The sequence below is a fragment of the Devosia sp. genome (assembly GCF_017307565.1).
Lineage (GTDB): Bacteria > Pseudomonadota > Alphaproteobacteria > Rhizobiales > Devosiaceae > Devosia.
Genome location: NZ_JAFKHD010000389.1, coordinates 1 through 2,013 on the forward strand (window position 1 = coordinate 1; position 2,013 = coordinate 2,013).

General features: G+C 62.3%; 1 protein-coding gene. It reads right to left on the reverse strand.

The window, feature by feature from the left end:
• Positions 1-1,844: methyl-accepting chemotaxis protein (locus J0I64_RS15560; RefSeq protein ID WP_291409870.1), on the reverse strand; the 1,844-nt coding region annotated here is incomplete at its 3' end.
• Positions 1,845-2,013 lie beyond the last annotated feature (169 nt).

A 2,013-nucleotide genomic window follows, 5' to 3' on the forward strand; every position in this document is an offset into this window, starting at 1 on the left:
CTTGCCAGTTCTTCCGCCGTCGAGGACATTTCCTCGGCCGCAGAGGTGTTCTGCTGGGTGACCTTGTCGAGCTGCTGGATAGCGGTGTTGATCTGGGCGGCACCCGCATTCTGCTCGCGGCTGCCGGCCGAGATTTCTTCCACCAGTTCTGCCGTACGCTGGATATCGGGCACGAGCTTGCCCAGCATTTCGCCGGCCGACTGCGCGGCCTTCACCGTGGTGCCGGAAAGGGTCGAGATTTCGGCAGCGGCAGCCTGGCTGCGTTCGGCCAGTTTTCTGACTTCGGAAGCCACAACCGCGAAGCCGCGACCGTGTTCGCCGGCGCGCGCCGCTTCCACGGCTGCATTAAGGGCCAGAAGATCGGTCTGGCGGGCGATTTCCTGCACGACCATGATCTTTTCGGCGATGGTCTGCATGGCGCTGACCGCATTGTTCACCGCCTCGCCCGAGGCAATCGCATCGGCAGCGGACTGACGGGCGATCTTTTCGGTCTGGCTTGCATTGTCTGCCGACTGCTTGATGGTCGAAGCCATTTCTTCCATCGAGGCGGAAGCCTCTTCAGTCGAGGACGCCTGTTCGGTAGCACCCTGGCTCAGCTGTTCGGCGGTTGCCGACATTTCCTGGCTGCCAGAGGCGACATTGCGCGTTGCCGCAGTGACTTCGGCAACCACTTCGCGCAGCTTGGCGGTCATGGAGTTGAGCGCCTTGATCAGGTCGCCAACTTCGTCGTCACCCTTGATCTGGGCGGTCGCGTTGAGGTCGCCGGCGGCAACGCCATTGGCGAGCTGGACAGCGCTCGACAGGGCGCGCGAGATCGACACGACGATCCAGATGGCGGCGATGACCGCAATCAGCACCGAGGCAGCGAGCAGGCCGAGCAGGAGCATGCGGCTTTGCTCATACATGTCATCAGCACCGGCCACGGCTTCCTGCATCGCGGCGTCATTGCGCGCAACAATGCTGTCCACCAGCGAGCTGATCTTCATGCGCAGCGGCGCGGCTTCGGCATCGTTGATCGAGGTGGAATTGTAGACCGAACGCTGCACGGCAAGGTCGTTACCGGCATTCATGGCCTCGACCATCACGTCGAAATCGCTGCGTACCTTGTTGAACTGGGCTGCGTCGGACGACGGGATCTGGCGCGAGAGGCGATCGAAGTCTGCCTTCATCGCTGAGACGCCAGCACTATAGTCGGCCAGCCACTGATCCTGCTTGGCGGGATTGCTCGACGCCAGGAGCACGTTGCGGTGCTGGCGGAACACGTCGCTGACCTCGAGGAAGAGGTCGCTCGCGCTCTGATAGGCGCTGATTGCCGCGGTATCGCCGGCGCTCATCCTGGCGGCGAAAGCCGCGCGCAGGCCACCAAGGGATTCCTCGATAGCGGAGATCGACGCGCTACCGCGCGTGGTTGTAATGGCGAAGGCTTCCGTGTCGGTGTTCTTCATCGCCTCGTCCTGGACGCGGCGCGTCGCGGACACATAGGCGTCGATCGTCTCGACGATGCTCTGCATCTCGGCATTGGCTTCCGCGATGGAGAACTGGCCGACCAGCCCCTGTGCCGTGCTGGTGATACCAGCCATGCGCGCATCCATATCCGACCGGATCTGCGCCAGTTCGGCAGAGTCGGTCGAGATCACCATGCGGCGCGTATCGTTGGCCATAGACATCAGGCCATATTGCAGCCCCTTGAGCGTCATGGAGCGCTCTACCGGGCCATTGATAATGCGCTCCATTTCGCTGTTGAGCGTGCCGAGATTGCCCAAAGCCATGAACATGCTGGCGCCCGACAGCGCGACCACGGTGGTAAATACCGCGGCGAGTTTGGTCTTGATCGTCAGTCTCATGCGCTAGCTCTCTCTTCTGGTGCTGCAGAGGGCGCGCTTCTGCCGCCCTGGGTCTCGAAAATACGTTCCATGTCTGGGATGATGATGAAGCCGCCATTGCGCTTGCCGATGCCCTTGACGAACTCGGGTCTCCAGCGCATGCCGACCTTGGGTGCCTCCTCGATGGAGG